The sequence below is a fragment of the Streptomyces sp. NPDC107528 genome, assembly GCF_055639295.1.
This window is the reverse complement of record NZ_JBVKAV010000002.1, coordinates 979371-1005321: the sequence shown is the minus strand read 5'-3', so window position 1 is coordinate 1005321 and position 25951 is coordinate 979371. Positions and strand designations below refer to the sequence as shown.

Annotated in this window: 23 protein-coding genes and 1 riboswitch; of the genes, 18 read left to right on the top strand and 5 right to left on the bottom strand. The window is 72.1% G+C overall.

All coding sequences use genetic code 11. The features are described 5' to 3' along the window. Positions 1-46: 46 nt before the first annotated feature. The 14 genes from ACZ7L5_RS09620 to cobC all read left to right on the top strand — a co-directional run bounded on the left by ACZ7L5_RS09620 (position 47) and on the right by cobC (position 18045). Entirely contained in the window at positions 47-268 is a 222-nt protein-coding gene (locus tag ACZ7L5_RS09620; protein ID WP_328428633.1) for a hypothetical protein, read from the top strand. Positions 269-383: 115 nt separating this feature from the next. Continuing rightward, positions 384-523, top strand: a riboswitch (cobalamin riboswitch). A gap of 102 nt (positions 524-625) precedes the next feature. After that, the gene (locus tag ACZ7L5_RS09615) at positions 626-1567 is read left to right on the top strand and encodes a cobalamin biosynthesis protein (protein ID WP_471515733.1); all 942 of its coding nucleotides are present in this window, start codon (positions 626-628) and stop codon (positions 1565-1567) included. After that, positions 1564-3114 carry a cobyric acid synthase gene (locus tag ACZ7L5_RS09610; RefSeq protein WP_471515731.1) on the top strand — a complete coding sequence of 517 codons (1551 nt, stop codon included), beginning with the start codon at positions 1564-1566 and terminating at the stop codon, positions 3112-3114. Before ACZ7L5_RS09615 ends, ACZ7L5_RS09610 begins: the two co-directional genes overlap by 4 nt. Beyond that, positions 3111-6767, top strand: a complete 3657-nt coding sequence (gene cobN / locus ACZ7L5_RS09605) for a cobaltochelatase subunit CobN (RefSeq protein WP_471515729.1) — start codon at positions 3111-3113, stop codon at positions 6765-6767. Before ACZ7L5_RS09610 ends, cobN begins: the two co-directional genes overlap by 4 nt. Then, positions 6764-8755, top strand: a complete 1992-nt coding sequence (locus tag ACZ7L5_RS09600) for a putative cobaltochelatase (RefSeq protein WP_471515727.1) — start codon at positions 6764-6766, stop codon at positions 8753-8755. Before cobN ends, ACZ7L5_RS09600 begins: the two co-directional genes overlap by 4 nt. Continuing rightward, positions 8755-9354: a cob(I)yrinic acid a,c-diamide adenosyltransferase gene (gene cobO / locus ACZ7L5_RS09595; RefSeq protein ID WP_328882517.1), complete on the top strand. Its 600-nt coding sequence runs from the start codon at positions 8755-8757 to the stop codon at positions 9352-9354. Before ACZ7L5_RS09600 ends, cobO begins: the two co-directional genes overlap by 1 nt. 7 nt (positions 9355-9361) lie before the next feature. Further along, positions 9362-10858 carry a cobyrinate a,c-diamide synthase gene (locus tag ACZ7L5_RS09590; protein ID WP_471515725.1) on the top strand — a complete coding sequence of 499 codons (1497 nt, stop codon included), beginning with the start codon at positions 9362-9364 and terminating at the stop codon, positions 10856-10858. Then, positions 10843-11589, top strand: coding sequence for a precorrin-2 C(20)-methyltransferase (cobI, locus tag ACZ7L5_RS09585; RefSeq protein WP_471515724.1), 747 nt, complete (start codon positions 10843-10845; stop codon positions 11587-11589). Before ACZ7L5_RS09590 ends, cobI begins: the two co-directional genes overlap by 16 nt. A 60-nt stretch (positions 11590-11649) precedes the next feature. Beyond that, a complete protein-coding gene (gene cobM, locus ACZ7L5_RS09580; RefSeq protein ID WP_471515722.1) occupies positions 11650-12468 on the top strand; it encodes a precorrin-4 C(11)-methyltransferase in 819 nt (272 codons plus the stop codon). Beyond that, entirely contained in the window at positions 12465-13700 is a 1236-nt protein-coding gene (gene cbiE / locus ACZ7L5_RS09575; protein WP_471515720.1) for a precorrin-6y C5,15-methyltransferase (decarboxylating) subunit CbiE, read from the top strand. Before cobM ends, cbiE begins: the two co-directional genes overlap by 4 nt. Continuing rightward, positions 13697-15400, top strand: a complete 1704-nt coding sequence (gene cobJ / locus ACZ7L5_RS09570; RefSeq protein WP_471515718.1) for a precorrin-3B C(17)-methyltransferase — start codon at positions 13697-13699, stop codon at positions 15398-15400. The genes cbiE and cobJ overlap by 4 nt, the downstream gene beginning before the upstream one ends. Next, positions 15397-16047 (top strand): precorrin-8X methylmutase, encoded by a 651-nt coding sequence (locus ACZ7L5_RS09565; RefSeq protein ID WP_471515716.1) that lies wholly within the window; start codon positions 15397-15399, stop codon positions 16045-16047. Before cobJ ends, ACZ7L5_RS09565 begins: the two co-directional genes overlap by 4 nt. Then, a complete protein-coding gene (locus ACZ7L5_RS09560; protein ID WP_471515714.1) occupies positions 16044-16982 on the top strand; it encodes a sirohydrochlorin chelatase in 939 nt (312 codons plus the stop codon). The genes ACZ7L5_RS09565 and ACZ7L5_RS09560 overlap by 4 nt, the downstream gene beginning before the upstream one ends. Continuing rightward, positions 16972-18045, top strand: a complete 1074-nt coding sequence (cobC, locus tag ACZ7L5_RS09555; RefSeq protein WP_471515886.1) for an Rv2231c family pyridoxal phosphate-dependent protein CobC — start codon at positions 16972-16974, stop codon at positions 18043-18045. The genes ACZ7L5_RS09560 and cobC overlap by 11 nt, the downstream gene beginning before the upstream one ends. A gap of 36 nt (positions 18046-18081) precedes the next feature. On the opposite strand, the gene ACZ7L5_RS09550 is transcribed toward cobC, so the two are convergent. After that, positions 18082-18999, bottom strand: a complete 918-nt coding sequence (locus ACZ7L5_RS09550; RefSeq protein WP_471515712.1) for an SCO1860 family LAETG-anchored protein — start codon at positions 18997-18999, stop codon at positions 18082-18084. Positions 19000-19276: 277 nt separating this feature from the next. On the opposite strand from ACZ7L5_RS09550, the gene ACZ7L5_RS09545 reads away from it, so the two are divergent. Further along, positions 19277-19678: a carboxymuconolactone decarboxylase family protein gene (locus ACZ7L5_RS09545; protein WP_384183739.1), complete on the top strand. Its 402-nt coding sequence runs from the start codon at positions 19277-19279 to the stop codon at positions 19676-19678. Here the strand turns inward: ACZ7L5_RS09545 and ACZ7L5_RS09540 are convergent. From ACZ7L5_RS09540 to ACZ7L5_RS09525, 4 genes are read right to left on the bottom strand one after another with little or no spacing between them, the layout of a single operon-like run. Continuing rightward, on the bottom strand, positions 19675-20769 hold the full coding sequence (locus ACZ7L5_RS09540) for an amidohydrolase family protein (protein WP_471515709.1): 1095 nt from the start codon (positions 20767-20769) through the stop codon (positions 19675-19677). The two genes, ACZ7L5_RS09545 and ACZ7L5_RS09540, sit on opposite strands and share 4 nt — an antisense overlap. A 21-nt stretch (positions 20770-20790) precedes the next feature. Then, positions 20791-21600, bottom strand: coding sequence for an amino acid ABC transporter ATP-binding protein (locus ACZ7L5_RS09535; protein ID WP_365062255.1), 810 nt, complete (start codon positions 21598-21600; stop codon positions 20791-20793). After that, positions 21597-22439, bottom strand: coding sequence for an amino acid ABC transporter permease (locus ACZ7L5_RS09530; RefSeq protein WP_362378573.1), 843 nt, complete (start codon positions 22437-22439; stop codon positions 21597-21599). The genes ACZ7L5_RS09535 and ACZ7L5_RS09530 overlap by 4 nt, the downstream gene beginning before the upstream one ends. Positions 22440-22443: 4 nt before the next feature. Beyond that, on the bottom strand, positions 22444-23292 hold the full coding sequence (locus ACZ7L5_RS09525; protein WP_471515706.1) for a transporter substrate-binding domain-containing protein: 849 nt from the start codon (positions 23290-23292) through the stop codon (positions 22444-22446). A 193-nt stretch (positions 23293-23485) separates the two neighbouring features. Here ACZ7L5_RS09525 and ACZ7L5_RS09520 point away from each other — a divergent pair, with 193 nt between their 5' ends. The 3 genes from ACZ7L5_RS09520 (at position 23486) to ectA (ending at position 25924) form a co-directional block, all read left to right on the top strand. Further along, positions 23486-24586, top strand: coding sequence for a pyridoxal-phosphate-dependent aminotransferase family protein (locus tag ACZ7L5_RS09520; protein WP_471515884.1), 1101 nt, complete (start codon positions 23486-23488; stop codon positions 24584-24586). A 123-nt stretch (positions 24587-24709) separates the two neighbouring features. Further along, positions 24710-25111: a DinB family protein gene (locus ACZ7L5_RS09515; RefSeq protein WP_471515704.1), complete on the top strand. Its 402-nt coding sequence runs from the start codon at positions 24710-24712 to the stop codon at positions 25109-25111. A gap of 306 nt (positions 25112-25417) precedes the next feature. Further along, entirely contained in the window at positions 25418-25924 is a 507-nt protein-coding gene (gene ectA, locus ACZ7L5_RS09510) for a diaminobutyrate acetyltransferase (protein WP_363034078.1), read from the top strand. The last annotated feature ends 27 nt before the right edge of the window (positions 25925-25951 follow it).

The following is a 25951-nucleotide window of genomic DNA, read 5'->3' as shown; positions in this document are numbered from 1 at the left end:
CGGTCACTCCAGTCACTCCCCCTCACTCACTCGAGAAAGCAGCAGCATGAAGATCGACTGGGCGGCACTCGGCTCCGTCTTCGGCGTCAGCCTCGTGGTCACCGTGGCCCTGGTGGGCCTGTTCACCCTCGGCATCGCGGGCCTGTCCCGGCGCGAACGGGCCGTGGCGCAGGGCGACTCGGCCTCTCTCGCGGTCACCGGCGCGTACGCGTGCTTCGCGGCCTGCGCGGCGGCAGTGGCGTACGGCATCTATCTGATCGTGGCCTGACGCACGGCGCGCATCACCTGAAACACCGAGGTGCGGGACGGATCACCGTCTCGCACCTCACTGCTGTGTGGGCCTTCGCACACTCTCCCTTCGCAGGTCAACGGCAAGTTGACGGCCGTTCCAACCCCGTGGTGGACTGCCGGAGCCATGTGCGGCGGCAGGAGAGGAAGCCGGTGTGAATCCGGCGCGGTCCCGCCACTGTCACCGGGGTAGATAGCCCCGGGAGCCAGGAACTCTCACCGCCGATCTCGTCGAACCAGGGCGCGGACACCCTGAGTGAGGACATAACGCGATGCACGCCTGCCGATCGACATGCAGAACCGGACCCTCGTCTGACTCGACGATCGGCTGACCCCGATGCGTGCCGATCGCGTATTCGCGTACGGCGCCGCCGCCGGCCTTCTCGGTGATCTGTTGCTCGGCGATCCTCGCCGAGGGCATCCGGTCGCCGTGTTCGGAAGGACCGCCGCCGCCGTGGAACGGGTGTTGTGGCGCGACCACCGCGCATGGGGTGCGGTACACACCGCCGTGTGCGCCGGTGGCGCCCTGGCGCTCGGTGCCGCCGCAGCCCGTGCCGTACGTACGTCGCCAGCCGCCTCCGTCGCGCTGACCGGCGCCGCCACCTGGGCGGTCGTCGGGGGGACTTCGCTCGCCCGGGAGGCCCGGGTCATCGGGCAGGCGCTCGAAGCGGGGGACATCGCGGGCGCACGTGCCCGGCTGCCGCATCTGTGCGGGCGGGATCCACAGGCGCTGGACGCGGACGGGATCGCACGGGCGGTCGTGGAGTCCGTCGCCGAGAACACCTCCGACGCGGTCGTGGGTGCGCTGGTGTGGGGCGCCGTGGCCGGCGTTCCCGGGCTGGTCGGGTTCCGGGCCGTGAACACGCTCGATGCCATGGTCGGGCACAAGTCGCCCAAGTACCGCCGGTACGGCTGGGCTTCGGCGAGGCTCGACGACGTGGCGGGGTGGCCGGGGTCGCGGCTGACCGCCGTACTCGCCGCCGTCGCCGGGGCCGACCCCCGTGGAGCGGTACGGGCCTGGCGTACCGACGCCGCCAAGCATCCGAGCCCCAACGCCGGTCCCGTGGAGGCCTCGTTCGCGGGGGCGCTCGGGGTGCGGCTGGGCGGGACGCTGTCCTACGGCGGACGCGTCGAGCGTCGGCCCGTGCTGAACGGGGACGGGCGGGCCGTCGGCACGCGGGACATCGAACGGGCCGTACGGCTGTCGAAGCGCGTGGGCTGGCTGGCGCTCGGCGTCTGTGTCGCCGCGCGCCACATCGTGAAGGGACGTACCTCATGACGGGCGGTGGTCTCCTCGTCGCCGGCACCACGTCCGACGCGGGCAAGAGCGTCGTCACCGCCGGGATCTGCCGGTGGCTGGTGCGCCAGGGAGTGAAGGTCGCGCCGTTCAAGGCGCAGAACATGTCCCTCAACTCGTTCGTCACGCGCGAGGGCGCCGAAATCGGGCGGGCGCAGGCCATGCAGGCACAGGCGTGCCGGGTCGAGCCGACCGCGCTGATGAATCCCGTGCTGCTCAAGCCCGGTGGTGAGCAGAGCAGTCAGGTGGTGCTGCTGGGCAAGCCGGTGGGTGAGCTGAGCGCACGCGGTTTCTTCGGGGGGTCTGGGGGGCCGACCCCCGGGGAGAGGCTGCACGGCGGGCGGCAGCAGCAGCTGCTCGGGACCGTGCTCGACTGTCTCGCCGAGTTGCGGGGCACGTATGACGCGGTGATCTGTGAGGGGGCCGGCTCTCCGGCGGAGATCAATCTGCGGCGGACCGACATCGTCAACATGGGGATCGCCCGCAATGCCGGGCTGCCCGTGCTGGTGGTGGGTGACATCGACCGCGGTGGCGTGTTCGCCTCCTTCTTCGGGACGGTCGCCCTTCTCTCGCCCGAGGACCAGGCGCTCGTCGCCGGGTTCCTGGTGAACAAGTTCCGCGGGGACGTCAGCCTCCTGGAGCCGGGCATCGACATGCTGCACGGCCTCACCGGACGCCACACCTACGGCATCCTCCCCTTCCAGCACGGCCTCGGCATCGACGAGGAGGACGGGCTGCGGGTGTCCCTGCGCGGGACCGTGCGGGAGTCGAACGTCGCCCCGCCCGTCGGCGAGGACGTGCTGCGGGTCGCCGTCTGTGCCGTCCCGCTCATGTCCAACTTCACCGACGTCGACGCCCTGGCCGCCGAACCCGGTGTCGTCGTGCGGTTCGTGGACCGGCCGGAGGAGCTGGCGGACGCGGATCTCGTCATCGTTCCGGGGACCCGGGGAACGGTCCGCGCGCTGGAGTGGCTGCGGGAGCGGGGGCTCGCGCAGGCCCTGAAGCGCAGGGTCGCCGAAGGACGGCCCGTCCTCGGCATCTGCGGCGGCTTCCAGGTCCTCGGCGAGCACATCGAGGACGAGGTCGAGAGCCGGCAGGGTCATGTCGAGGGGCTCGGCGTCCTGCCCGTGCGGGTGCGGTTCGCCCGCGAGAAGACCCTCACCCGGCCGGTGGGAGAAGCCCTCGGCGAGCATGTCGCGGGGTACGAGATCCACCACGGGGTCGCCGAGATCCATGGCGGGGAAGCCTTCCTCGACGGCTGCCGGGTCGGCCAGACCTGGGGCACGCACTGGCACGGCTCGCTGGAGTCGGACGGTTTCCGGCGGGCCTTCCTGCGCGAGGTGGCCGCCGCCGCGGGCCGCCGCTTCGTGCCGGCCCCCGACACGTCGTTCGCCGCGCTGCGCGAGGAGCAGCTCGACCGGCTCGGCGACCTGATCGAACAGCACGCTGACACGGACGCGCTCTGGCGGCTCATCGAGTCGGGCGCGCCGCAAGGACTGCCTTTCATTCCACCGGGAGCGCCCGCATGAGCACTGTGTTGTTGTTGTCGACCGCCGACACGGACCTGCTGGCGGCCAGGGCCGCCTCCGGTGCCTCGTACCGGATCGGCAATCCGACCCGCGTGGACGTCGCCGAGGAGCTGCCCGCGCTCATCGAGGGCTCGGACATCGCCGTCGTACGGCTACTGGGCGGCAAGCGTGCCTGGGAGGACGGGCTCGCCGCGCTGAAGGCCGCGGGCATCCCGACCGTGCTGCTCGGCGGCGAGGCCGTCCCGGACGCGGAGCTGATGGCCGAGTCGTCCGTCCCGGCCGGTGTGGTGGCCGAGGCGCTGAGGTACCTCGTCGAGGGCGGGCCCGCCAACCTCACCGAACTCGCGCGGTTCCTCTCCGACACCGTGCTGCTGACGGGCGAGGGGTTCGTCGAGCCGCAGAAGATGCCGGAGTACGGCGTCCATGGCGAGCGGCCCTTCGTCGAGGGCCGTCCGACCGTCGGCGTGCTCTTCTACCGGGCGCATGAGCTGAGCGGCAACACCGCCTTCGTGGACACCCTGTGTGACGCCGTCGAGGCGCGGGGGGCCAACGCCCTGCCCGTGTACTGCGGTTCGCTGCGCGGCGCGGACCCGGAGCTGTACGAGATCCTCGGCAAGGCCGACGCCCTGGTCGCCACCGTCCTCGCGGCCGGCGGCACGCACGCCTCGCAGGCGTCGGCGGGCGGCGACGAGGAGGCGTGGGACATCGGCCGGCTCGCCGAGCTGAACGTGCCGGTGCTGCAAGGTCTTTGCCTCACCTCTTCGCGGGCCGCGTGGGACGAGTCCGACGCCGCCCTCTCCCCCATGGACGCGGCGATGCAGGTCGCGATCCCCGAGTTCGACGGCCGGCTCGTCACCGTGCCGTTCTCCTTCAAGGAGCAGGGCCCGGACGACGTGCCCGTGTACGTCGCCGACCCGGAGCGGGCCGGGCGGGTCGCCGGGATCGCCGTACGGCACGCCCAGTTGAAGCACAAGGCGAACGGCGACAAGAAGCTCGCGCTCGTCTTCACCGCCTACCCGACCAAGCACTCGCGTGTCGGCAACGCGGTGGGCCTGGACACGCCCGCCTCGGCGGTGCGGGTGCTGGACGCGCTCAGGGACGCCGGGTACGGCCTCACCGAGTACCCGGACAACGGCGACGAGCTGATCCACCGGCTCATCGAGGCGGGCGGGCACGACGTCGAGTGGCTCACCGAGGACCAGCTCGCGGCTGCGCCCGCTCGCGTGCCGCTCGCCGACTATCAGGCGTGGTTCGACAAGCTCGACCCGGAACTGAGGGACGGCATGCTTCAGGCGTGGGGCGAGCCGCCGGGGTCGCTGTACGTCGACGGGGACGACATCGTCCTCGCGTCGCTCCAGTTCGGGAACGTCGTCGTGATGATCCAGCCGCCGCGCGGCTTCGGCGAGAACCCGATCGCGATCTACCACGACCCGGACATGCCGCCGTCGCACCACTACATGGCGGCGTACAGGTGGCTGGACGAGAGCTTCGGCGCCGACGCGATCGTGCACATGGGCAAGCACGGCACGATGGAGTGGCTGCCGGGCAAGGGGCTGGGACTCAGCGGCGGGTGCGCGCCGGACGCCGTCCTGGGGGACCTGCCGCTGATCTACCCGTTCATCGTCAACGACCCGGGCGAGGGCACCCAGGCCAAGCGGCGCGGACACGCCACCGTCGTCGACCACCTGGTGCCGCCGATGGCACGGGCCGACACCTACGGCGACCTGGCCAAGCTGGAGCAGCTGCTCGACGAGTACGCGCTCGTCTCCGACCTGGACCCGACGAAGGCCCCGGCGGTGCGCGCGCAGATCTGGACGCTGGTCAAGGCGGCCGAACTCCATCACGACCTGCACGTCGACGACCAGCCGGACGACGACGATTTCGACGAGTTCGTCATGCACATCGACGGCTATCTGTGCGAGATCAAGGACGTACAGATCCGCGACGGACTGCACATCCTCGGCGGCGGGCCGGAGGCGGAGCCGCGCGTGAACCTCGTGCTCGCCGTGCTGCGCGCCTCGCAGGTGTGGGGCGGACAGGCCAATGCCCTGCCGGGCCTGAGGGCCTCGCTGGCCGCTCACTTCGGGCTCGACGAGAAGGAGCTGCTGGGCGAGCCGGGCGCACCGTTGAAGGTGCCCGTGGAGCTGTCGGATCTGGTCGACGGCCCATCCCGCACGGCCGCCGACGCGATCGACCTGCTGGAGCAGCTGTGCCGGCGGATCGCGGAGGGCATGGAGGAGCGCGGCTGGGCCGTTGCGGAGAGCCGTGCGCTGATCCGTGCCGTCCTCGGCACCGAACTGCCCGACGCCGTCGCCGTGCTGGAGTTCGCCTGCAACGAGGTCGTGCCGCGTCTCGCCCGTACGACGGACGAGATCGGGCACATCCTCAAGGCGCTGGACGGCGGTTACGTCCCGGCCGGTCCGTCGGGTTCGCCGACGCGCGGGCTGGTCAACGTCCTGCCGACCGGGCGGAACTTCTACTCCGTCGACCCCAAGGCCATTCCGTCCAGGCTGAGCTGGGAGGTCGGGCAGTCGCTCGCCGACTCGCTGGTCGCGCGGTACCTCCAGGACACCGGCGAGTACCCGAAGTCGGTCGGCCTGACCGTCTGGGGCACGTCCGCGATGCGCACCCAGGGCGACGACATCGCCGAGATCCTCGCGCTGCTGGGCTGCCGCCCTGTCTGGGACGACGCCTCGCGCCGGGTGACCGGCTTCGAGGTCATCGGCCTGGAGGAGCTCGGACGGCCGCGCATCGACGTCACGGTGCGCATCTCCGGCTTCTTCCGGGACGCCTTCCCGCACGTGGTGGGGCTGCTCGACGACGCGGTCCGCAAGGTCGCCGAGCTGGACGAGCCCGCCGACCGCAACTACGTGCGCGCACACGCCGACGAGGACACCGCCGAACACGGCGACCGGCGGCGCGCGACTGCCCGTATCTTCGGCTCGAAGCCGGGCGCCTACGGGGCCGGCCTGCTGCCGCTGATCGACGCCCGGAACTGGCGCTCCGACGCCGACCTCGCCGAGGTGTACGCCGTCTGGGGCGGCTACGCCTACGGGCGCGGGCTCGACGGGCGGGCGGCGCGCGGCGACATGGAGACCGCGTTCAAGCGGATCGCCGTGGCCGCGAAGAACGTCGACACCCGCGAGCACGACCTCGTCGACGCCGACGACTACTTCCAGTACCACGGCGGCATGGTCGCCATGGTGCGGCACCTGACGGGCGCGAACCCCGAGGCGTACGTGGGCGACAGTGCCGTGCCCGACCAGGTGAAGACGCGGACGCTGGGCGAGGAGACGCACCGCGTGTTCCGCGCCCGCGTCGTCAACCCGCGCTGGATGGCGGCCATGCGCCGGCACGGCTACAAGGGCGCCTTCGAGATGGCGGCGACCGTGGACTACCTCTTCGGGTACGACGCCACGGCGGGCGTGGTCGACGACTGGATGTACGAGAAGCTCAGCGCCGAGTACGTCTTCGACCCGGAGAACCGGGACTTCATGAAGAAGTCCAACCCGTGGGCGCTGCGCGGCGTCACCGAGCGTCTGCTGGAGGCCGCCGACCGCGGGCTGTGGGCCGAGCCGGACGCCGAGACGCTGGAGCGGCTGCGCGCCACCTACCTGGAGCTCGAAGGCGACTTGGAGGGCGACGACCAGTGACAACCCCCTTCCCCTTTACGGCCGTTGTCGGCCAGGACGACCTGCGGCTCGCGCTGCTGCTGAACGCCGTGTCCCCGGCGGTCGGCGGTGTGCTGGTGCGCGGCGAGAAGGGCACCGCCAAGTCGACGGCGGTACGGGCGCTCTCGGCGCTGATGCCGCAGGTGCCGGTGGTCGCCGGGTGCCGTTTCTCCTGCGACCCGGGCGCCCCCGACCCGGCGTGCCCCGACGGGCCGCACGAGGCAGGGGCGGGCACGCCGCGCCCCGCCCGCATGGTCGAACTCCCCGTCGGCGCCTCCGAGGACCGGCTGGTCGGCGCGCTGGACATCGAGCGTGCGCTGGCCGAGGGCGTGAAGGCCTTCGAGCCCGGGCTGCTCGCGGACGCCCACCGCGGCATCCTGTACGTCGACGAGGTCAACCTGCTCCACGACCACCTCGTCGACCTGCTCCTGGACGCGGCGGCGATGGGTGCGTCGTATGTCGAGCGCGAGGGCGTCTCCGTACGGCATGCCGCGCGTTTCCTGCTCGTCGGGACCATGAACCCCGAAGAGGGCGAGCTGCGGCCGCAGTTGCTCGACCGGTTCGGGCTGACCGTCGAGGTCGCCGCCTCGCGGGAGCCCGAGCAGCGGGTGGAGGTCGTGCGGCGGCGGCTCGCGTACGACGACGATCCGGGCGGGTTCGCCGCACGCTGGGCGGACGAGGAGGCCGCCGTGCGTCAACGCATCGTCGCCGCACGGGAGTTGCTGCCCTCGGTGCGGCTCGGCGACGGGGCGCTGCGGCAGATCGCGGCGACCTGCGCGGCCTTCGAGGTGGACGGCATGCGGGCGGACATCGTGATGGCCCGTACGGCCACCGCGCTGGCCGCGTGGGCCGGGCGGACCGATGTGCTCGCCGAGGACGTCCGGCAGGCGGCGCTGCTGGCGCTGCCGCACCGTCGGCGCCGTAACCCCTTCGACGCGCCGGGACTGGACGAGGACAAGCTCGACGAGACGCTGGAGGAGTTCTCCGGTGACGACGGGAGCGACGAGGATCCCGACCCCGACGGGCCCGGCGGAGGCGGCGGGCAGCCGCCGTCCGAGTCCGACGGACCGCAGGGCGGTGAATCCGGCGCGCGGCCCGAGGCCGGCGAGGACGGGGAGCCGCAGGCTTCCGGGGCCGGGGAGCAGACTCCCGCGCGGGCGTCCGAGCCCTTCCGGACGAAGGTGCTGAGCGTGCCGGGCATCGGTGAGGGTGCCGCCGGGCGGCGTTCGCGGGCGCGGACCGAGCATGGGCGCACGACGGGCGCGCGGCGGCCCCGCGGGGCGCTCACCAAGCTGCACCTGGCGGCCACCGTGCAGGCGGCGGCGCCGCATCAGCGGGCGCGGGGGCGGTCCGGGCGGGGGCTCGTCGTGCGGCGGGACGATCTGCGGCAGGCCGTCCGGGAAGGGCGCGAGGGCAATCTCGTGCTGTTCGTCGTGGACGCCTCCGGGTCGATGGCGGCCCGGCAGCGGATGAGTGCCGTGAAAGGTGCCGTTCTGTCGTTGCTGCTGGACGCGTATCAGCGGCGGGACAAGGTGGGGCTGGTGACGTTCCGGGGCACCGCGGGCGATGTCGCGCTGCCGCCCACGTCGTCGGTGGATGCCGCCGCGGTCCGGCTGGAGTCGTTGCCGACCGGTGGGCGTACGCCGCTTGCGGCCGGGCTGCTGAAGGCCCATGAGGTGCTGCGGGTGGAGCGGCTGCGGGATCCGGCCCGGCGGGCGCTGGTCGTGCTGGTGACCGACGGGCGGGCCACGGGCGGTCCCGAGCCGGTCGCGCTCGCGGGGCGGGCCGCTCGGTTGTTCGCGGCCGAGGGTGTCGCGTCCGTGGTCGTCGACTGCGAGTCCGGGCCGGTGCGGCTGGGGCTGGCGGGGCAGCTCGCGGGTGAGCTCGGCGGTACGGCGGTGACGTTGGACGAGCTGCGGGCGGAGTCCATCGCCGGGCTGGTGAAGGACGTGCAGAGGAGGGCCGCGTAATGCCTCAGGGGCAGCCGAGTGTCGTGCCGGACGACGGGCTGACGACCCGTCAGCGTCGTAACCGGCCTCTGGTGGTCGTGCATACGGGGATCGGCAAGGGCAAGTCGACCGCCGCCTTCGGGCTTGCTCTGCGGGCCTGGAACCAGGGGTGGCCCATCGGGGTGTTCCAGTTCGTCAAGTCGGCGAAGTGGAAGGTCGGCGAGGAGAACGCGCTGCGGGTGCTGGGGGCGTCCGGACAGGGCGGGTCCGTGGACTGGCACAAGATGGGCGAAGGGTGGTCCTGGGTCCAGCGCGACGCCCAGATGGACAACGAGGAGAAGGCCCGGGAGGGCTGGGAGCAGGTCAAGCGGGACCTGGCCGCCGAGACGTACAAGCTCTACGTGCTCGACGAGTTCGCCTACCCCATGCACTGGGGATGGGTGGACACCGATGAGGTCATCTCCGTGCTGCGTGACCGTCCGGGGACCCAGCATGTGGTCATCACCGGGCGGAACGCGCCCGAGAAGCTGGTCGACCTCGCCGATCTCGTGACCGACATGTCCAAGGTCAAGCACCCGATGGACGCGGGCCAGAAGGGCCAGCGAGGCATCGAGTGGTGATCGCGTGATGTCCTCCTCCATCCCTCGGCTGGTCATTGCCGCGCCTTCCTCCGGCAGCGGCAAGACGACCGTTGCCACGGGGCTGATGGCCGCGTTCGCCGCGCGGGGGCTTGCCGTGTCCCCGCACAAGGTCGGGCCGGACTACATCGATCCCGGGTATCACGCGCTCGCGACCGGGCGGGTGGGGCGGAATCTCGACGCGTATCTGTGCGGGCCGGAGCTGATCGGGCCGTTGTTCCTGCACGGGGCGCGCGGCTGCGACATCGCCGTCGTCGAGGGCGTGATGGGGCTGTACGACGGGGCCGCCGGGGAGGGCGAGCTGGCGTCCACGGCGCATGTGGCGAAGCTGCTGCGGGCGCCGGTCGTGCTCGTCGTGGACGCGGCGTCGCAGTCGCGGTCCGTGGCGGCGCTGGTACACGGGTTCGCTTCCTGGGATCCGCAGGTGCGCGTCGGGGGCGTGATTCTGAACAAGGTCGCTTCGGATCGGCATGAGGAGTTGCTGCGGGAGGCGTTGGACTCGGCCGGGGTGCCCGTGCTGGGGGTGCTGCGGCGGGTGGCTCAGGTGGATACGCCGTCGCGGCATCTGGGGCTGGTGCCGGTTGCCGAGCGGCGGGGGCAGGCCGTGGAGGCGGTTGCGGCGATGGCGGCGCAGGTCGCGGCGGGGTGCGATCTGGACGCGTTGCATGGGCTGGCTCGGGGTGCGGGGGTGGTGTCGGGTGCCGCTTGGGATGCGGCTGAGGTCCTCGACTCCTCGCCCCCGCCGCCCCTTCCCGTCCCGACCCTGGGGGCTGCGCCCCCAGACCCCCGCCTCGGCCCTGAAGGAGCCTCGTCCTCAAACGCCGTACGGGCTGAGATGCCCGGGCCGGTGTCGAAAGCTGCTGCCGCCTCCGGGGCTCCGGAAAAGCCGGTCGTCGCCGTTGCCGGAGGGTCCGCGTTCACCTTCTCCTACGCCGAGCACGCCGAGTTGCTCACCGCCGCCGGTGCCGAAGTCGTGCCCTTCGATCCGCTGCGGGACGAGCAACTGCCCGACGGCACGCGGGGCCTGGTCGTCGGCGGCGGGTTCCCCGAGGTGTACGCCGCCGAGTTGTCCGGCAATGAGCCGCTGCGCGAGGCCGTTGCCGCGCTCGCCGGAAGCGGGGCTCCGGTGGCCGCCGAGTGTGCGGGGTTGCTCTACCTCTGCCGGGAGCTGGACGGGCTGCCCATGTGCGGGGTGCTCGACGTGAGCGCGCGGATGAGCGAGCGGCTGACGCTGGGGTATCGGGACGCCGTCGCCGTGAGTGACAGTGTGCTGGCGCCGGCCGGTACGCGGATGCGGGCGCACGAGTTTCATCGGACCGTCGTCGAGCCCGGCTCGGGGACGGCTCCCGCGTGGGGGGTCAGGACCCCCGTACGGCGGGTCGAAGGTTTCGTACAGCAGGGCGTGCACGCGAGTTATCTGCACACGCACTGGGCAGCACAGCCCGGTGTCGCCCGTCGGTTCGTGGAGAGGTGCCGGACGTCATGAGCAGCAGCAGGTTGATCGGAGTCGGGGTCGGTCCCGGCGATCCGGAGCTGGTGACCGTCAAGGGCGTCAACGCTCTGCGCGAGGCCGACGTGGTCGTCGTACCCGTGATGGACACGGGTGAGCGCGGGCGGGCCGAGGCCACCGTGCTGCACTACGTGCCCGAGGAGAAGGTGGTGCGGGTCGTGTTCGCGCTCAACGAGCGGACCGACCGTGCTCGGCGCGAGACCGCCTGGGACGCGGCGGGTGAGCGGGTCGCCGAGCTGCTGGGGCAGCATGGCGCCGTCGCCTTCGCCACCATCGGCGACCCCAATGTGTACTCCACGTTCACCTACCTCGCGCAGACCATCGGCGAGGCGGTACCCGGCACCGTCATCCAGACGGTCCCCGGCATCACCGCCATGCAGGACCTCGCCGCGAGGTCGGGCGCGGTTCTCACCGAGGGGACCGAGCCGCTCACGCTCGTGCCCGTGACCGCGGGGGCGACGGTACTGCAGGAGGCTCTCAGCGGGCCCGGGACCGTCGTCGCCTACAAGTTCGGCCGGCAGGCGGGTGAGGTCGCCGAAGCCCTGCGGGAGACCGGGCGGATCGAGGACGCGGTGTGGGGGTCGGCACTGGGGCTGACGGAGGAGTCGATCCGGCCGGCCGCCGACCTCGACGGCTCCCCTCTCCCCTACCTCTCGACCCTCATCGCGCCCGCCCGGCGCGACGGCGGGCGGGGCGGCAAGCTCTGACGCCGGCCCCACGCCCGCACACCAACCCCGCCGACCCCTGTAGGAGAGGACCGAATTCCCATGGCCGATGCCCCCACCGGCAAGGTGACCTTCGTCGGTGCCGGCCCCGGCGCCGCCGATCTGCTGACGTTCCGTGCCGCCCGTGCCATCGCCGAGGCGGACGTCGTGATCTGGGCGGCCAGCCTGGTCCAGGCGGAGGTCCTCGACCACGCCCGCGAGGACGCCGAGATCCTCGACTCGGCGGCCATGTCCCTCGAGGACGTCGTCGCCGTGTACGAGCGGGCCCGCGCCGACGGCCTCAAGGTCGCCCGTATCCACTCCGGTGACCCCGCCCTTTGGGGCGGTACGCAGGAGCAGCTCGACCGGTGTGCCGTGATCGGCGTCGAGACCGAGGTCGTGCCCGGGGTCTCCGCCTTCTCCGCAGTCGCCGCGCTCGCCGGGCGCGAGCTGACCATTCCCGAGGTCGCGCAGTCCGTCGTCCTCACCCGGCTCGGCGGCGGCAAGACGCCGATGCCACCCGGGGAGGAGGTCAGGGAGTTCGCCAAGCACGGCACCACCATGGCGATCTTCCTGTCGGCCGCCCGCAGCGGGCAGCTCGTACGGGAGTTGCTGGAGGGCGGGTATCCGACGTCCACGCCGGTCGTCGTCGCCTACCAGGCGACCTGGCCCGAGGAGCTCGTCGTGAAGTGCACCATCGGGACCCTGGAGGAGACCGTCAAGGAGCACAAGCTCTGGAAGCACACCCTGTTCCTGGTCGGCCCCGCCCTCGACGCGCACGGCACGCGCTCGCACCTCTACCACCCCGGTCACTTCCACGGGTACCGCAAGGCGGACCCGGAGGCACGCAGGGCGCTGCGTGAGCGGGGAGCCAGTACGTGATCACCGTCGTCGGCACGGGGACGGGAGCGCCGGTCCCCGAGGACATCCTCGCCGGGGCCGGGCTGGTCGTCGGCGGGCGGCGGCATCTGGACGCCGTGCACCTGCCAGGCGACGTGGAGCGGGTCGTGCTCGGGGCGTTGGCGCCCGCCCTCGACACCATCGCGGAGTACGTCGAGAAGGAGCGACCCGTGGTGGTGCTCGCCTCGGGCGACCCGGGATTCCTCGGGATCGTGCGGGTGCTGGCCGAGCGGTTCGGGTCGGAGCGGCTGGATGTGCGTGCCGGGGTGTCCTCGGTGGCCGCCGCGTTCGCGCGGGCCGGGCTGCCGTGGGACGACGCGGTGGTGGTGAGCGCGCACGGTCGTGATCCGCGGACGGCGGTGAACGTGTGCCGGGCGCACCCCAAGGTGGCCGTGCTGACCGGGCCGGGTGCCGGGCCGGCCGAACTGGGCGCGGCACTGCGGCACACCGGGCGGGTCCTGGTCGTCGCCTGCGCGCTGGGCGATCCGGAGCTGGAGCGCGTGGAGCGGGTGACGCCCGCCGAGGCCGCCGCCCGCGACTGGGGTACGGCGGTGAGCGTCGTGCTGTGCCTGGACCCCGAGCGGGCTCTGGGCGCGGTGCGGACGGTGGCCGGTCCGGCGCCGGGGCCCGCCGGATGGGCGCTGGACGAGGCCGACTTCGCGCACCGCGACTCGATGATCACCAAGTTCGAGGTGCGGGCGCTGGCGCTTGCCCGGCTGGGGCCGCGGCTCGGCGATCTGGTGTGGGACATCGGCGCGGGCTCCGGCTCGGTGGCCGTGGAGTGCGCCCGGCTCGGCGCGGCGGCCGTAGCCGTCGAGAAGGCACGGGACGGGGTGGAGCGGATCCGCGCCAACGCCGCCGCGCACGCTGTCGATGTGCACGTGGTGCACGGGGCGGCGCCCACCGTCCTGTCCGACCTCGACGATCCGGACGCGGTGTTCATCGGGGGCGGAGGGCGCGAGCTGCCCGCCATCGTCACCGCGTGCGCGCGTCGGGCGCGGCGGACGGTCGTCGTCGCCATGGCCGCGCTCGACCGGGTGCCGGCCGCCCGCGAGGCGCTCACCGGCGCCGGGTTCTCCTGCGACGGAGTGCTGCTGCAGTCGTCGCGGCTCGCCCCGTTGCCGGGGGACGTGACCCGGCTCGCGGCGACCAATCCCGTTTTTCTGCTGTGGGGTGTCAGAAACCCCGTGTACCGAGAGGGAGTTGCCCAGTGATCGGCCTCATTTCCGCCACCGCGGCGGGGGCGGCTGCGCGGGACCGGCTGGTCACGGCGTGGCCGGAGCGGGTGCGCGTGTACGACGGTCCCGTCGGGGACGCCGTACGGCGGGCGTTCGCCGAGTGCGAGCAGCTCGTGTGTTTCCTGGCGACGGGCGCCGTCGTCCGGCTCGTCGCGCCCCTGCTGGGTGACAAGGCGACCGACCCGGGTGTGGTGTGCGTCGACGAGGGCGGGCGGTTCGCCGTGCCGCTGGTCGGCGGGCATGGCGGCGGGGCCAATGAACTCGCTCGGCAGGTCGGGGAGTTGCTGGGGGCGCAGCCCGTGGTGACGACGGCGACCGATGCCGTGGGGTTGCCCGGTCTGGACACGCTCGGGCTGCCGGTGGAGGGCGATGTCGCCGGGGTCTCGCGGGCGCTGCTCGACGGGGAGCCGGTGGCGCTGCGGGCCGAGGTGGCCTGGCCGCTGCCGCCGCTGCCGGTCGGCGCCGAGGGGGCGTACGTCGTCCGCGTGACGGACCGGCTCGTCGAGCGGGGTGCCGAGCGCGAGGTCGTGCTGCGCCCGCCGTCCCTCGTCGTGGGCGTCGGGGCCTCCAAGGGCGCCCCCGTCGACGAGGTGCTCGGGCTGATCGAGAGCACGCTCGGCGAGGCCGGCCTCTCCCCCAGGTCCCTCGCCGCCCTCGCCACCGTCGACGCCAAGGCGGGCGAACCCGGCATCGTGGAGGCCGCCGAGCGGCTCGGGGTGCCGGTCGTGACCTACTCCGCCGAGCAGCTCGCGGGCGTCGAGGTCCCCAACCCCTCCGACGCGCCCCTCGCAGCCGTCGGCACCCCCTCGGTCGCCGAGGCCGCCGCTCTCGTGCGCGGCGGTGAACTCCTCGTACCGAAGCGCAAGTCCGAGCGCGCCGACGGGCGGCCCGCGATGGCGACCTGTGCCGTCGTACGGCGTCCGGGGCGCGGGCGGCTCGCGGTCGTCGGGCTCGGGCCGGGCGCCCGGGACCTGCTGACGCCGCGCGCGAAGGCCGAACTCCGTCGCGCCTGCGTGCTCGTCGGGCTCGACCAGTACGTCGACCAGATCCGCGACCTGCTGCGGCCCGGCACCCGGGTCCTGGAGTCGGGGCTCGGCGCGGAGGAGGAGCGGGCGCGCACGGCCGTCGAGGAGGCCCGCAAGGGGCAGGCGGTCGCGCTGATCGGCAGCGGGGACGCGGGCGTGTACGCCATGGCCTCCCCCGCGCTCGCCGAGGCGTCCGACGACATCGACGTGATCGGCGTGCCGGGCGTGACCGCCGCCCTCGCCGCCGCGGCGATCCTGGGCGCCCCGCTCGGCCACGACCACGTGTCCATCAGCCTCTCCGACCTGCACACGCCGTGGGAGGTCATCGAGCGCCGGGTGCGGGCCGCGGCCGAGGCGGACATCGTGGTGACCTTCTACAACCCCCGTTCCCGCGGCCGGGACTGGCAGCTGCCCAAGGCCCTCGCGATCCTCGCCGAGCACCGGAAGCCGACGACGCCGGTCGGTGTCGTACGGAACGCGTCGCGGCCGGACGAGTCCAGTCGGGTCACGACACTGGGCGCCCTCGACCCGGCGACGGTCGACATGATGACGGTCGTGACCGTGGGCAACACGGCGACCCGGGACATCGCGGGGCGCATGGTGACGCCGCGCGGCTACCGCTGGCAGGCATCGCAGGAGGGAGCGGAGTGAACCGCGTCGTCCATCCGATCGAGGAGGAGTCCTACCGGCGGCTGCGCGCCCGGCTGGACACCTCGCACTTCGCGCCGCTGACGCGGGCCGTGGTGGAGCGGGTCATCCACTCCGCCGCCGACCTCGACTACGCGAGCGACCTCGTCCTGGACGAGGGCGAGTTGGCGAAGGCTCACGCGGCACTGCACGCCGGAGCGCCCGTGGTCGTGGACGTCGAGATGGTGGCTGCCGGGATCACCCGGCGGGAGACCGTCTGCCGGCTCAGGGACGCGGTGGCCGGTCCTGGGCTGACGCGTTCGGCGCACGCGATACGGCTCGCCTACGAACAGGTCGGCCCCGGCGCGCTCTGGGTGATCGGCAACGCGCCGACCGCGCTGGAGGAGCTGCTGACCCTGGACGCCGCCCCGGCGCTCGTCATCGGGCTGCCCGTCGGCTTCGTCGGCGCGGTCGAGTCCAAGGCCGCGTTGCGCGAGAGCGGGCTGCCCGCTGTGAGCAACGTGTCCGAGAAGGGCGGTTCGGCGGTCGCCTCCGCCGCGCTCAACGCCCTGCTGTACCACCCCCTTTCGCACGCAGTTCCACACGTCGATTCGCATTCCGATCCGCATTCCGATCCGCATTCTGATTCGCATTCCGAGGAGAAATCGTGACCACCCCGCCGCCCGCCCTGCTCATCGCCGGTCACGGCACCCGGGACGAGGCCGGAGCCGAGGCGTTCCGCGACTTCGTCCGGGAGCTGGGGCGCCGCCACCCCGAACTGCCCGTCGCGGGCGGCTTCATCGAGCTCTCCCCGCCGCCGCTGGGCGAGGCCGTCACCGAGCTGGTCGAGCGGGGCGTACAACGTTTCGCCGCCGTGCCTCTGATGCTGGTGTCCGCCGGACACGCCAAGGGCGACATCCCGGCCGCGCTGGCCCGCGAGAAGGAACGGCACCCCGGGATCTCGTACACCTACGGCCGCCCGCTGGGCCCGCACCCGTCCCTGCTGTCCGTCCTGGAACGGCGGCTGGACGAGGCGCTCGGCACCGAGGGGCGCACGCCCGGGGACCGGGCCGACGTGACCGTGCTGCTGGTCGGGCGCGGCTCGACCGACCCGGACGCCAACGCCGAGGTGCACAAGGCGGCCCGGCTGCTGTGGGAGGGGCGCGGATACGCGGGCGTGGAGACGGCGTTCGTGTCGCTGGCGGCGCCGGACGTGCCGAGCGGGCTCGACCGGTGCGTGCAGCTGGGGGCACGCAAGATCGTCGTCCTGCCCTACTTCCTCTTCACCGGCATCCTGCCGGACCGCGTGCGTCACCAGACGGAGGGCTGGGCTGCCGCGCACCCGGAGATCGAGGTGCGCTCGGCGGACGTCATCGGTCCGGAGCCGGAGCTGCTCGATCTGGTGATGGAGCGGTACGAGGAGGCCCTGAAGGGCGATCTGCGGATGAACTGCGACTCGTGCGTCTACCGCATCGCGCTGCCCGGCTTCGAGGACAAGGTCGGCATGCCGCAGCAGCCGCACTTCCACCCGGACGACGACGGCCATGACCACGGTCACGGCCACGGTCATCACCACCACCATGGCTCCCACTCGCATGCCCACTGAGGCACCCGGTCCGGCACACGACCTGCGGCACCACGGCGACGCCGAGGTCCGTGACGACGGCGCGGCGCTCGTCGACCTCGCCGTGAACGTCCGCGCGGACACGCCGCCCGGGTGGCTGCGCGAGCGCATCGCCGAGTCGCTGGGCTCCCTCGCGGCCTACCCCGACGGGCGGGCCGCGCGGGCGGCGGTGGCGGCGCGGCACGGGCTGCCGGCCGCGCGGGTGCTGCTGACAGCGGGGGCGGCGGAGGCGTTCGTGCTGCTGGCACGGGCGTTGAAGGTGGTCAGGCCGGTCGTCGTGCATCCCCAGTTCACGGAGCCGGAGGCGGCGCTGCGGGACGCGGGCCACAGCGTCGACCGGGTGCTGCTGCGCGAGGAGGACGGCTTCCGCCTCGACCCGGCTCTCGTTCCCGAGGACGCCGACCTGGTCGTCATCGGCAACCCGACGAACCCGACGTCGGTCCTCCATCCGGCCGCGTCCATCGCCGGACTCGCCCGTCCCGGGCGGACGTTGGTGGTGGACGAGGCCTTCATGGACGCGGTGCCGGGCGAGCGGGAGGCGCTGGCCGGGCGGACGGACGTGCCGGGTCTGGTGGTGCTGCGCAGCCTCACCAAGACGTGGGGGCTGGCCGGGCTGCGGATCGGCTACGTCCTGGCCGCCCCGGAGACCATCGCCGAACTGGAGCGCGCACAGCCCCTGTGGCCGGTCTCCACGCCCGCACTCGCCGCCGCCGAGGCGTGCGTGGCACCGCAGGCACTGGCGGAGGCCGCCCATGCGGCTCACCGCATCGCCTCCGACCGTGCCCATCTCGTCGCCGGGCTCGGCGAGTTCGCGTCGGTGGGACTCCGGGTCGTCGAACCCGCCGAGGGTTCCTTCGTCCTCGTACGGCTGCCGGGGGCCACCGCCGTTCGACAGCACCTGCGCGGACTCGGGTTCGCCGTGCGGCGCGGGGACACCTTCCCCGGGCTCGGCGAGGAGTGGCTGCGGCTGGCGGTGCGGGACCGGGCGACGGTCAGCCGGTTCCTGCGGGCGCTGGAGCGGGCGATGGCTCTCGCACACGGCTGAGCCGGGTCGGCACCCGCTCCAGCGTGCCGTACCCGGTCAGCTCCGGCCGCGCCGTGCCAGCGCCACCGCTCCCCCGCCCGCGACGAGGAGCGCGACCGCGCCGCCCGCGATGTACGGCGTCATGGAGTTGCCGCCGGTCTCGGCGAGTCCCTCGTCGGCGGCCTCGCCCTGGGGCTTCACGTCGCCGGCCGGCTCGGTGCCCGGGTCGGCGCTCGGGGCGGCCTCCTCCTCGGGCGCGGCCGGGGTCTCGCAGGTGGCCTCGGCCAGGGTCAAGGTGCCCTCGACCTCGGCGACGTTCAGCTTCAACGGGTTGACGGACACCTTGAGTGCAAGGGCGGTGGCGGCGGCCGTACGCGAGGTGTTCTCCGTCTTGGAGTAGTCCAGCCGCACGTCGCCGACGCCCGGCACCTCGACGTTCGTGGTCCCGCCGGCGGTCAGTGTCACCTTCTTGCCCAGCACGGTGACGTCGCCGAGCAGGTTGGACGAGGCGGTCGGCTCCTTGCCGGCCTCGCAGGTCGCCTTGGAGGTGACCTGGCCTACCTCGATGAGCGAGAGCAACGGCAGGCCGGGGACGTGGACCTTGGCGTGGGCGAGGTTGGTGTACCCCTCGGCCTTGCCGCCCTCGACCGTGGCCTTCGAGGAGGCGACCTCGGCGCTCAGCACGCTGAACGGCTTTCCGCCGTCCACACCGTTCAGCTCGGCCGTCAGCGTCGCCTTTTCGGCGCTCTGCGGCGCCTGTACCTCGTTGAGCGAGACCGCGAGCGGGACGTTCACGGTCTTGTTGAGCAGGGAGACGTCGAGCCCGGTACGCAGCACGACGGCGCTCGCGCGGCCCTCGTCGCCGGTCGCGTGCGCGGGGCCGGCGGCCAGGACCAGGGGCCCTGCGGTGAGGGCGGTGGCCGTCGCGACGGTGGCGAGACGGCGTGCGGGCAGGCGGAAGTTCTTGCCGTTCAAGGTGGGGACCCCCAGAGATGACGTGCTCGGGACCCGGCAAGAATTGCGTACCGAGAGTGAAGAGTCAGCAATCCGCCAGGACTTCACTCCAACGTGACTCTCCCGTGAATGCTTTCGATTCCCTGGGCACGGATGTTCCTCGAAGTCACCCCCGTACCCCCTTCTGTGCGAGCGCTCGCGTGAACACGTGGGCGCGGGTGCGGGAGCGGGCGTCGACACCGGACTACCCGTCGTTACGCTGCGTCAACCGGCTGCCCGGAACGAAGGGAACCACGAGATGGCCGACCACGACCAGGAGCGGGACTACTCGGCCGCACTCCGCACGGCCGAGCGGCTGCTGGGCATGCCGTTGGAGCGCTTTCTCGAACCCGGTGCGGGAGAGCCCGCCAACGCGGCGGACTTCAAGCGCCTCGCCACGGTCCACACCTTCGGCGACGCGTGGCCCCGGACCGAGGTCCTCGACATCCGCACCCGGGCCCTGGTGTCCGTGACGATCGCGGCGACCCTGGGCACCCTCGAACCGCTGCGCGGGCAGCTGCGCATCGCGCTCAACAACGGGGTCACGCCGGAGGAGATCGTCGAGGCGTTCATCCACATCGAGGCCTATGCCGGTGCCGCGCGCGCCTTCGACAGCTACCGGGTCGCCCGCGAGGTCTTCGCCGAGACGGCCACCGGCTAGCCGACCACGTGCCCGTTCAGCACCACCCGACGAGGCGCCGCCAGCACGCGTACGTCGGCCCGCGGGTCGGATTCGTAGACGACGACGTCCGCCGCCGCGCCCTCCTCCAGGCCCGGGCGGCCGAGCCAGGTGCGGGCCGACCAGGTCGTCGCCGCGAGGGCCTCGACGGCGGGGATGCCGGCGGTGACGAGTTCCGCGACCTCGGCGGCCACCAGGCCGTGCGGCAGGGTGCCGCCCGCGTCCGTGCCGACGAAGACGGGGATGCCGGCGTCGTAGGCGGAGCGGACCGTGTCGTAGCGGCGTTCGTGGAGCCGGCGCATATGGGCCGACCAGCGGGGGTACCTCGACTCGCCGCCGTCGGCCAGCTTCGGGAAGGTCGCGATGTTCACGAGGGTCGGGACGATCGCCACCCCGCGCTCGGCGAACAGGGGGATCAGGTCCTGTGTGAGGCCGGTGGCGTGCTCGATGCAGTCGATGCCCGCCTCGACCAGGTCGCGCAGCGAGGACTCGGCGAAGCAGTGCGCCGTCACGCGGGCGCCGAGCCGGTGGGCCTCCGCGATGCCCGCCTCGACCGCCTCGCGCGGCCAGGTGGGCGCGAGGTCCCCGAGGTCGCGGTCGATCCAGTCGCCCACCAGCTTGACCCAGCCGTCGCCGCGCCGGGCCTCCTGGGCGACGTAGGCGACCAGGTCCTCCGGCTCGATCTCGTGGGCGTAGCCGCGGATGTAGCGGCGGGTGCGGGCGATGTGCCGGCCGGCCCGGATGATCTTCGGCAGGTCCTCGCGGTCGTCGATCCAGCGGGTGTCGGAGGGCGAGCCGGCGTCGCGGATCAGCAGGGTGCCCGTCTCGCGGTCGGTCAGGGCCTGCTTCTCCGCGATGTCGTCGTCGACCGGGCCGTGTGCGCCGAGGCCCACGTGGCAGTGCGCGTCGACGAGGCCGGGCAGGGCCCAGCCCTCGACGGTCCGCACGTCACGCGCGCCCGCGGGACGGTCGTAGGAGATCCGGCCGTCGACGACCCACAGCTCGTCCCGGACGTCGTCGGGCCCGACGAGGACCCGGCCCTTCAGGTGCAGCACAACCCCGCGATCGCTCATGCACCGCACCTTAGTGACCGGCTAGTCCTTCCTGCCCACCTGGTCGGATGTCTCCTCCTCCACCTCGGCCATCGCCGGGTCGAGGAGGCGGGAGAGGAAGTGGCGGGTGCGTTCGTGCTGCGGGTTGCCGATGACCTGGTCGGGGGTGCCGTCCTCGACGATCACTCCGCCGTCCATGAAGACGACGCGGTCGGCGACCTCGCGGGCGAAGGTCATCTCGTGGGTGACGACCATCATCGTCATGCCCTCGTCGGCGAGCATGCGCATGACGGCGAGGACGTCCCCCACCAGCTCCGGGTCCAGCGCCGACGTCGGCTCGTCGAACAGCATCACCGCGGGGCCCATCGCGAGGGCGCGGGCGATCGCGACGCGCTGCTGCTGGCCGCCGGAGAGGGAGGACGGGTAGGCCGCGGCCTTCTCCGACAGACCGACCCGCTCCAGGTTCTCGGCGGCGACCTTCGCGGCCGCGGCCTTGTCCCGCTTGAGCACCCGGCGCTGCGGCAGCGTGAGGTTCTCGGTCACCGTGAGGTGCGGGAACAGGTTGAACTGCTGGAAGACCATGCCGATACGGCGGCGTACGGCGTCGATGTCGACGTCCTCGTCGGTCAGCTCGGCGCCGCCGACGAAGACCTGACCCTTGGAGGGCTCCTCCAGGAGGTTCACGCAGCGCAGGAGCGTCGACTTGCCCGAGCCGGACGGGCCGATGACGCACACGACCTCGCCCTGGTTGATCTGCAGGTCGATGCCGCGCAGCACCTCGTTGTCGCCGAAGGACTTGTGCAGGCCGCGGACTTCGATCTCCGGGCCGGTCCTGAGAAGGCTCTCGCTCATTTCACGGCCTCCTGGGCCTTCGCCTCCATGCGGCGTACGACGAAGCCGAGCGGGATCGTGACCAGCAGGTAGCACAGGCCCGCGACCAGGATCGGCGTGGAGTTGGCGGTCTGGCTGGCCAGGTCACGGCCGAACTTGGACAGTTCCCGCTCCTCCAGCGTCACGCCGAGGAACAGCACCAGCGAGGAGTCCTTGAAGAGCAGGACGAGCTCGTTGGTCAGCGGCGGGAGGATGATCCGGAAGGCCTGCGGGATGATGATCGAGATCATGGCGCGGGCGGGCGAGAAGCCGAGCGAGCGCGCCGCCTCCATCTGTCCCTTGGGCACCGCCTGGATGCCCGCGCGGATCGTCTCGGCCATGTACGCGGCCGCCACCAGGCCGAGCGCGAGCGCGACCTTGCCGTAGGTGCCGCCCGGGATCTCCGTGCCCGGGAAGGCCAGCGGCACGGCGACACCGATGAAGATGAAGATCAGCAGGGCGGGCAGCCCGCGGAAGATCTCGATGTAGATCCCGGCGAGCCAGCGGTACGGGCCCACGGAGGACAGCCGCATCAGCGCGATCACCATGCCGAGGACCAGTCCGACGACGAAGCCGGACAGGGTGTAGAGCACGGTGTTCTTCAGCGCGAGCGTGATGACGTCCGGGAACATCTGCTCGGCGATGTCGCCCTGCGCGAACTGGTTCTGCAGACGCCCCCAGTCGGCCGCGACCGCGAAGGCGATCACGGCCGCGACGAAGACGACGTACTGGATGCCGCGCGACAGGCTGCGCTTCTGGCGCCGGGTCAGGCCCTTCTTCCTGGGCTGCTTCGGCTGCAGTTGTACGTCTGTGTCGGCCATGGGGTCAGGCGGCGGGCGAGGCAGTGGCGGCGGACTCGTCGTACGGGCCGATCCACTGCTCGTACAGCTTCTTGTACGTGCCGTCGGCCTTGGCGTCCGCGATGGCCTTGTTGATGGCCTCGCGAAGCTTGGTGTTGCCCTTCTTCACCGTGAAGCCGTACTGCTCACCGGTGTTGATCTGCTCGGCGACCTCGAAGGCGGCGGCGTTGGCCTTGTCCTTCAGCCAGCCCTGGACGACCGGGTAGTCGATGACGACCGCTTCGACCTGGCCGGTGCGCAGGCCGTTGATGACGGCGTCGGAGGACTCGAAGGAGACCGGGTCCAGGCCCTTGCTCTTGGCGTAGTCCTCGCCGGTCGTCTGCGCCTGGGCGCCGACCTTCTTGCCCTTGAGGTCCGCGAAGGAGGAGATGCCGCTCTTCTTGTCGACGAGGACGGCCTGGGTGGCCTCGAAGTACGGGTCCGAGAAGTCGACGTTCTTCTTGCGCTCCTCGGTGATCGTCATGCCGGCGGCGGCGAGGTCGCAGCTGCCGGCGTTGAGGGAGCCGCCGGTCTTGAAGTTCTCGAAGGGCTGGTCGACGATCGTCTGCTTCACGCCGAGGTCGTCCGCGACCAGGTCGATGAGGGCGACGTCGAAGCCCTGCACCTTGCCGTCGATCTCCGACTGGAAGGGCGGGTACGGCAGGTGGGTGCAGGTGGTGAGCCGGCCCGCCTTGACGACCTCGACACCGCCGGCGGCCGTCTTCGTACCACTGCCGCCGCTGTCGTCGGAGGAGCAGCCGGCCACGAGCACCAGCCCGGCCGTCGCGGTGGTGGCGGCCAGAATGCGGGTCCGGCGCCCGAAGGTCGTCTTCACGGGGAGCCTCCTGTGAGGGAACTGTAGCTTCCGATTATAAGGAGAGGTTTGAGGTCCTCAAACACAACTGATGGTTAGGGGGCTGTTTGACCTAAGAAGTCGGTAGCGGGATGGGGTGTTTGGGCGCCCGGTTACGCTCGTCACATCCACCTGCGGAACCCGAGAGAGCCGAGAGAGCGACGTGAGCCCCGCCGTGAACCACCCCTTCCTGGACCTGGCCCCGCTGAGCGCCTCCCGCTTCGCCGCGATCGAGGACCGGGTGGCCCGGCTGCTCGGGACCGGGCAGGACGTCGTGATCATGCAGGGTGAGGCGCTGCTGCCGCTGGAGGGGGCGATCCGGGGGACCGCCGGGCCCGGTACGACGGCACTGAACGTGATCACCGGGCCGTACGGGCAGACCTTCGGGGACTGGCTGCGGGACTGCGGCGCGACGGTGATCGATCTGGCAGTGCCGTTCCGCACGGCGGTCACGGCCGATCAGATCCGGTCGGCCTTCGCCGAGCACCCCGAGATCGACTTCGTGTCCCTGGTGCACGCGGAGGCGGCCACCGGCAACACAAATCCCGTCGCCGAGATCGGTGAGGTCGTGCGGGCGCACGGGGCGCTGTTCTACCTGGACGCCGTGGCGTCGATCGGTGCGGAGCCGGTGCTGCCGGACGCCTGGGGCGTCGACCTGTGCGTGATCGGGGCGCAGAAGGCGATGGGCGGTCCCGCCGGGGTGTCGGCGGTGTCGGTGAGCGAGCGGGCGTGGGCCCGGATGGCGGCGAATCCGCGGGCGCCGCGGCGGTCGTATCTGTCGCTGCTGGACTGGAAGCAGCGGTGGATCGACGGGGGCCGGAAGGCATTGCTGCACGCGCCGGCGCAGCTGGAGATGCTGGCGCTGGAGGCGTGCGTGGAGCGGATCGAGGCGGACGGGCTGGATGCCGTGATGGCCCGGCACCGGGCCGCCGCGCTGTCCGCTCGGGCCGGGGCGGTGGCGCTGGGCGGGGGTATGGAGCCGTATGTGCACGACGTCGCGGATGCGGCGCCGGTCGCCACGACGCTTCGGGTGCCTGCGGCGGTGGTGGCGTCCGAGGTGGTGGGTCGGGCGTTGGCGATCGATGCCGCGTTGCCGCTGGCTGCGGGGGGTGGGGCGTTGGCCAAGGAGATGATTCGGGTGAATCACTACGGGGTGGACGCGACGGTCGGTGCGGTGCGGGGGTGTGTGGCGGCGCTGGGCGCTGCGCTGGCGGAGGCCGGGCTGAAGGTGGATGTCGAGGGGGCACTGCGTGCCGTCGAGGACGCCTGGCGGTAGCCGTCGACCGGGGCCCGTCCTTGCTCGCCCCCGTCGCCCCTTCCCGTCCCGAACCCGGGGGCTCCGCCCCCAGACCCCCGCATCGGCCTCAGCGGCCTCGTCCTCAAACGCCGGACGGGCTGAATGGCCTGGACCGGCGACGAGCGGCTCGTGCTCGTAAGCCGGCTCGACTTCCATCGGGCCGCGCTGGAGCTGAAGTGTGCGGGGCTGGAGGACTCGCAGCTGCGGCCTCCTGCCGCCGGGCCGTCGGAGCTGACGTTGCTCGGGCTGGTGCAGCATCTCGCGGAGTGTGCGCGGAACTGGTTCCAGCGGGTGGTCGGAGGGCTGGACGTGCCACCGGTGTACGGGTACGACCTCAAGGCCGGGCGGGGCCTGGAGCGTGCCGGGGTGATCCAGGGCGGGCCGATGGCCGGGGTGGAGGTCAGCGTGCGGTGGGTGTTGATTCACATGATCGAGGAGTACGCGCGGCACAACGGTCACGCCGACATTCTGCGAGAGTGCATCGACGGCGTTACCGGAGCTTGAATTCAACGTAATTCCAGGAATTTTTTCAGAGGCAGCTTCCCATCCTCTTCTGCCCGCTTTCTCTGGACCTAAACGCAAAGATTCCGCGAACGCCAACCGACGTAATTCGGGCAGGTCTCGTGGGAGTTACATGGCTGTGACGCGTTCCACATCGCGACCGATTTGGGATGGATTAACCTGGCAAACTCGGGCGTTTCGCACCCTCGCGGCCGCATCACTCACGCCCGCGTGATAACACATCCGCCGCCCATACGTAACCCCTAACGGCAATGCAATTTTGAATTTCCCTCGGTAAATTCAATTCGCATGACTGCCGCACAAGCAGACCTGCAAATCGACCGACCGGCGGTGGCCGACGGGGCCGCGCTGTGGCGGATTGCCCGTGACTCCAAGGCCCTCGACCTCAACTCGTCGTACAGCTATCTGCTGTGGTGCCGCGACTTCGCGGGCACGTCGGCCGTCGCCCGCAACGAGCGCGGGGAGCCGGTCGGCTTCGTCACCGGATACGTACGGCCGGAGCGCCCGCACACCCTGCTCGTCTGGCAGGTGGCCGTGGACGACGCCTACCGCGGACGCGGCATCGCCGCCGCGCTGCTCGACGGGCTCGTCGCACGGGTCGGTGGCGAGTACGGCGTCACGAACGTCGAGACCACCATCACACCCGGCAACACTGCCTCCGAACGTCTGTTCGGCGCCTTCGCCGAGCGGCACAGCGCCGCTCTGGAGCGGGAGGTGCTGTTCCCCACAAGCCTTTTCCCGGACGGACCGCACGACGCCGAAGTCCTGTACCGCATCGGTCCCCTCTCCCTCTGACTTCCCCCACGCAAACGAGGAGCGATT

Bases quoted from the DNA above. Each gene is read 5' to 3' on its own strand.
- ACZ7L5_RS09515 (WP_471515704.1), top strand. From the start codon at position 24,710: ATGGCCTGGACCGGCGACGAGCGGCTCGTGCTCGTAAGCCGGCTCGAC.
- ACZ7L5_RS09535 (WP_365062255.1), bottom strand. From the start codon at position 21,600: ATGAGCGAGAGCCTTCTCAGGACCGGCCCGGAGATCGAAGTCCGCGGC.
- cobN (WP_471515729.1), top strand. From the start codon at position 3,111: ATGAGCACTGTGTTGTTGTTGTCGACCGCCGACACGGACCTGCTGGCG.
- ectA (WP_363034078.1), top strand. From the start codon at position 25,418: ATGACTGCCGCACAAGCAGACCTGCAAATCGACCGACCGGCGGTGGCC.
- ACZ7L5_RS09530 (WP_362378573.1), bottom strand. From the start codon at position 22,439: ATGGCCGACACAGACGTACAACTGCAGCCGAAGCAGCCCAGGAAGAAG.
- ACZ7L5_RS09590 (WP_471515725.1), top strand. From the start codon at position 9,362: ATGTCCTCCTCCATCCCTCGGCTGGTCATTGCCGCGCCTTCCTCCGGC.
- ACZ7L5_RS09540 (WP_471515709.1), bottom strand. From the start codon at position 20,769: ATGAGCGATCGCGGGGTTGTGCTGCACCTGAAGGGCCGGGTCCTCGTC.
- ACZ7L5_RS09610 (WP_471515731.1), top strand. From the start codon at position 1,564: ATGACGGGCGGTGGTCTCCTCGTCGCCGGCACCACGTCCGACGCGGGC.
- cobC (WP_471515886.1), top strand. From the start codon at position 16,972: ATGCCCACTGAGGCACCCGGTCCGGCACACGACCTGCGGCACCACGGC.
- ACZ7L5_RS09615 (WP_471515733.1), top strand. From the start codon at position 626: ATGCGTGCCGATCGCGTATTCGCGTACGGCGCCGCCGCCGGCCTTCTC.
- cobO (WP_328882517.1), top strand. From the start codon at position 8,755: ATGCCTCAGGGGCAGCCGAGTGTCGTGCCGGACGACGGGCTGACGACC.
- ACZ7L5_RS09620 (WP_328428633.1), top strand. From the start codon at position 47: ATGAAGATCGACTGGGCGGCACTCGGCTCCGTCTTCGGCGTCAGCCTC.
- cobM (WP_471515722.1), top strand. From the start codon at position 11,650: ATGGCCGATGCCCCCACCGGCAAGGTGACCTTCGTCGGTGCCGGCCCC.
- ACZ7L5_RS09545 (WP_384183739.1), top strand. From the start codon at position 19,277: ATGGCCGACCACGACCAGGAGCGGGACTACTCGGCCGCACTCCGCACG.